The sequence below is a fragment of the Burkholderia sp. NFPP32 genome, from assembly GCF_900119325.1.
GTDB lineage: Bacteria > Pseudomonadota > Gammaproteobacteria > Burkholderiales > Burkholderiaceae > Burkholderia > Burkholderia pyrrocinia_C.
The window spans coordinates 1-4,505 of the sequence record NZ_FPJP01000060.1 but is presented as its reverse complement, the minus strand read 5'-3'; the positions used below and the strand labels follow the sequence as shown (position 1 = coordinate 4,505).

Annotated in this window: 2 protein-coding genes; both read left to right on the top strand. The window is 72.7% G+C overall.

Going from position 1 to position 4,505, the window contains the following annotated elements; all coding sequences use genetic code 11:
* Positions 1–2,996, top strand: a 2,996-nt coding sequence (locus BT264_RS36930; RefSeq protein ID WP_143155851.1) for a type I polyketide synthase, incomplete at its 5' end; no start/stop codon positions are given.
* Positions 2,997–3,027: 31 nt separating this feature from the next.
* Positions 3,028–4,505: type I polyketide synthase (locus BT264_RS36925; protein WP_143155852.1), on the top strand; the 1,478-nt coding region annotated here is incomplete at its 3' end.

The following is a 4,505-nucleotide window of genomic DNA, read 5'->3' as shown; positions in this document are numbered from 1 at the left end:
ACGTGCGCGGCGCGGCGCTGGACTGGGCAGCGCTGCATCGTGTCGACCGGCCGGTCAAGGTCGCGTTGCCGACCTATCCGTTCCAGCGCAAGCGCCATTGGGTCGATGCGAGCCAGCACGCCGATGCGTCCACGCACCGGCACGCGGCGTCCGACGAAGGCGGCCTGCACACGCTGCTCGGCCGGCGCCTGAAGCTGCCGCGCTCGGCCGAGGTGCGCTTCGAGGCCGAATTCCGCCCGGACTGGCCCGCCTACGTGGACCACCATCGCCTGTTCGGCGCGATGGTCGTGCCCGGCGCGTCGCACATCGCAATGTTCCTGGCAGCAGCCGAGGCGGTCTACGGCGAAGCCGGCTGCGTCGTCGACGAAATCCTGTTCCTGCGGCCGTTCGTGATGCCCGAGGCGGGACGGCGCACGGTGCAGATCGTGATGCGGCCGCCGGCGGCCGGCCAGTCGCACGCGATCGAGATGGTCACGCTCGCGCCGCAACGCGATCCCGCCGACGACGCGGCCTGGACCCTCCACGTCGAGGCGCGCAGCATTCGCGGCCCGCGCGCGTTGCCGCCGGCCCCGGACGCATCGGAGCTGGACGCGGTCAAGGCGCGCTGTGCGGACTACCTGTCGGGCGCCGACTTCTATTCGAAAGTGTGGATTCCCGGCATGGACACGGGCAATTCGTTCCGCTGGATCGACGAGATCTGGCGGGGCGACGCGGAGGCCCTGTGTCGCACGCGCCTGCCGGCGCTGCTCGAACCGATCGACGGGCCGTTCCACGCCGGCCTCGTCGAATCCGGCTTCCAGTTGCTCAACAGCTGCTGGCAGTTCGCGACCGAGGAGCTGCTCAAGACCGACTACATCTACGTGCCGTTCAGCATCGACAGCTATCGCCTGTACGGACGCCCCGCGACCGACCGGCTGTGGGTTCATGCGCGGATCGTCCGGCAGGGCGAGGGCGAGGAGAACGGCGTGACCGCGGATATCCGGGTGTTCGAGGATTCGGGGCGCGTGATCGCGCACGTGCGCGGCTTCGAGGTGCGCCGCCTGCATCGGGGCGCGGTGCACGCGCTGTTGCAGGGCGACGGAACGGATCGCCTGTTCGCGACCCGCTGGCAGCGCCTCGACGACCTGGCGACACCGCCGCTGCCGGCCGACGACTGCGTGCTGGTCGTCGGCGACGGCGCGGGAACCGGCGCGGCGCTGGCCGCCCGGCTGCGCGGCGCGGGAGTGCGCAGCGTGCAGGTCGATGCGGCATCGCACACCGGCGACGACCTGACCGTGCCGCTGGCCGATCCGGCGAGCGAGGCGGCATGGCGCGAAGCGCTGCGCGCGGTCGCGGCGCGTGCGGGCAAGGGCACGCTGCATGTCGTGGACCTGCGCGCACTGGACCTCGGTGCCGAGGCCGACACGCCGGCCGACCCGCTCGCGGTCCAGGAGCGGCTGTGCGGCGGCGCGCTCGCGCTCGTCGGCGCGCTGGCGCAGGCCGGCAGGCCGGCCCGCGTGAGCTTCGTCACCCGCGGCGCGCAGGAGCCGGGCGGCACGCTGAACGTCGAGCGCGCGACACAGGCGACGCTGGCCGGGCTTGCGCGCGTGGTCGCGGCCGAGCATCCGGAATGGCGTTGCCGCACGATCGACCTGGATCCCGCGACGGCCGACCCGGCCGCGGCGCTGGCGCCGCTGCTGCACGCCGCGCCGGACGAACTGCAGCTCGCGATCCGCGACGGCGCCGTGCATGTTGCCCGCCTTGCGCGCGCGAAGCCGGCCCGTCGGGACGCGCCGCCGCTTGAGCCGAACGGCAGCTACCTGATCACGGGCGGGCTCGGCGGGCTGGGCTTGCGCCTTGCGCAGCAGCTCGCGCAGGCCGGCGTGAAGCGGCTCGTGCTGATGTCGCGCGGCACCCCTGACGCCGCCGCGGCCGCCGCGATCGACGCGCTGCGCAAGCAGGGCTGCGCGGTCGAGCTGGCCCGCTGCGACGTCGCCGATCTCGCGGCGCTGCGCGCCGCATGGCACGAGACCGTGCTGTCCGGCCCGCTGCCGCTGAAGGGCATTTTCCACGCGGCCGGCGCGCTGCGCGACGGAGTGCTGGGCGGCCAGTCGTGGGCGGAGTTCGCGGTGCCGTTCCACGCGAAGGTCGCGGGCGCGCTCAACCTGCATGCGCTGAGCCTCGACGCGCCGCTCGACTGCTTCGTCTGCTTCTCGTCGATCAGCGCGCTGTTCGGCACCGCCGGGCAGGGCAACTACGCGGCGGCGAACGCGTACCTCGACGCGCTCGTCGGCGCCCGCCGCACGCTCGGGCTGCCGGCCACGAGCATCCAGTGGGGGCCGTTCGCCGAGGTCGGGATGGCGGCCGCGCTCGATCGCGCGCATCGCGACAAGACGGCCGCGCGCGGTCTGCAGGCGCTGTCGCCGGACGAACTCCTCAAGTACGTCGAAGCGGCGCGGCGCGCCGACGTGGCCACGGTCGTGATCGGCAACGACGACTGGCAGCGCTATGCGCAGACCGAACCGTCCGAGGGCGTGTGCAAGCTGCTCGCCGACTGGTTCCCGAAGGAGGCGGCCGACGCCGCGCCCGTCGCGACCCACGACGTGCGCGACCGCTTCGACGCGCTGGCGCTGCCGGCCCTGCACGACGCGCTGGCGACCTATCTGCAGGCGCAGATCGCGGTGATGCTCGGCCGCACCGCCGAGGAGGTCGCGCCAACCCGCGGCTTCCTGGAGCTCGGGCTGGATTCGCTGGCCGCCGTCGAGTTTCGCAGCAAGGTGCAGCGCGACCTGCGGCTGTCGTTGCCCGCGACCTTCGCGTTCGACTACGGCAACGTCGAGCTCGGCGCCGACTTCCTGTTCGAACGGCTGAAGGCGGAACGCGTGCCGGCGGCGGACGAGCCGGTGCCGGCGGCCGGGGCCGGGAATCCGGGGCAAGCGGCGGGACAGGCGGCGGACGAGGCGGTGGACGACGTCGACGCGGAACTGGCGCGCCTCGAGGCGTCGCTGCGCCGTTGAGCGTCACGCGCACAGACACGGGGACATCAAGGTGACTACAACGCAGCAACGGATCGCGCAGGCACTCAAGCTCGCACGGGAGCGGGTCGAGGCACTCGAGCGGGCCCAGCGCCAGCCGCTCGCGATCGTCGGCATCGGCTGCCGCTTTCCGCGCGACGTCGCGGGCCCGGACGCGTTCTGGGACGTGCTGTCGAACGGCCGGGACGTGACGACGGAGATTCCGGCGGACCGCTGGGACGTCGAGCACTTCTTCGATCCCGATCCGGAGGTGCCGGGCAAGATGTACGTGCGGCGCGGCGGCTTCCTGGACGCGGTGGACGACTTCGACCCGGCGTTCTTCGGCATCTCGGAGCGCGAGGCCGTGTCCCTCGATCCGCAGCAGCGGCTCTTGCTGGAAGTGGGCTGGGAAGCGCTCGAACATGCCGGGATCGCGCCGAGCGCGGTGCGGGGCGCGTCGTGCGGCGTCTTCATGGGCGTGAGCTGGCACGACTACGAGCGGCTCGCGTTCGGCCGCGACGCGCGGCGCGTCGATGCGTACGCGGGGCTCGGCAACACGCCGAGCATCGCGGCAGGCCGGCTCGCCTACGTGCTCGGCGTCGAGGGGCCGACGATGCTCGTCGACACGGCATGCTCGGCCAGCCTGGTCGCGGTCCACGAGGCGTGCCAGAGCCTGCGCATGGGCGAATGCGACATGGCGCTCGCGGGCGGCGTCGCGTTGATGCTGTCGCCGCTGTCCACGGTGTTCTGCTGCAAGATCCGGGCGCTGTCGCCGACCGGCCGCTGCCACACGTTCGACGCGGCGGCCGACGGCTATCTGCGCGGCGAAGGGGCCGGCGTGATCGTGCTGAAGCGGCTCGACGACGCGCGCGCGAACGGCGACCGAATCCTGGCCGTGATTCGCGGCACGGCCATCAACCATGACGGCGCGAGCAGCGGGCTGACCGTGCCGAACGGCCGGGCGCAGGAGCGCCTGCTGGAAGCCGCGCTGAAGGATGCCGGCGTCGAGGCCGGCGCGATCGGCTACGTCGAGGCGCACGGCACGGGCACGCCGCTCGGCGACCCGATCGAGCTGGCCGCGCTGTCGAAGGTATACGGGCGCGGGCGCACCGCGCAGCGGCCGCTGCTGGTTGGCTCGGTGAAAACCAACATCGGCCATCTGGAAGCCGCCGCGGGCATCGCGGGGCTGATCAAGTCGGTGCTGATGCTGCAGCACCAGCGGGTACCCGCGAGCCTCAACTTCACGGATCCGAACCCCCGCTTCGACTGGGCAAACAGCGGGCTGGCGGTGCCGACGCGCCTGACGGAAAACGACGCGCCGCTGAAGATGATCGGCGTGAGTTCGTTCGGTTTCAGCGGCACGAATGCGCACGCGATTCTGGAATCGGCGCCGGAGGTGGCGCGCGAAGCGGCGGTCGCGGGCCGCGGCGTGCAGGTGCTGACGCTGTCGGCGCGCGGCGAGGAGGCATTGCGCGCGCTGTCGACGCGCTATGCGTCGTTCGTGGAGCAGGG